At 60.7% G+C, this 540-nt stretch carries 1 protein-coding gene; it reads left to right on the top strand.

The window, feature by feature from the left end:
• A partial coding sequence (locus DVK07_RS20950) for an ABC transporter substrate-binding protein (RefSeq protein ID WP_342765656.1) occupies positions 1-540 on the top strand: 540 nt, incomplete at both ends.

Below are 540 nucleotides of genomic sequence, written 5' to 3'. Positions count from 1 at the left end.
GTCCAATCTGGAGGCTGCGTCCGACGGCTACCCCTACGGCTACGGCGAAACAGACTTGGAAAGCGCCCGCCAGGTGATGGAAGAGGCCGACTACGGCGAGAACAACCGCTTCTCAATCACGGGCACTACCATTTCGGGGAACAGCGCCTACCAGTCAGTGTTCAGCCGCCTCCAGTCGAAGCTTAACTCCGCGTACATCGACATGGAGATCGAGGAGGCTGAGTTCGGGACTATCATCAGCCGCGCTATCTCCGGCGACATGGAAGTGTTCGGCCTCGGCGACGGTATGGAGTACCCTGGCCCACAAAACTTCCTCCGGTTCCTCCATGGGCTCAACCCGAGCAACCAGTTCACCCGCTGGGGCGCCGAAGGAAGTTACCACGACGACGCGCTTCGCCAGCAGGCTCGTGAAGCCTGGGACAGCAACTACGCTGCGGATGACGCCACCGAAGAGAGCCGGAACGAGGCGTTCCAGACCGTTGAAGAGATCAACTGGCTCTCGATGCAAGAGCTCCCCTTCGCTCATGTCACCAGCCAGCG

Source organism: Halorubrum sp. Atlit-26R (genome assembly GCF_003666015.1).
Classification (GTDB): Archaea; Halobacteriota; Halobacteria; order Halobacteriales; family Haloferacaceae; genus Halorubrum.
The sequence above is the reverse complement of the archived record's forward strand: the minus strand, read 5'-3'. Positions and strand labels throughout refer to the sequence as shown.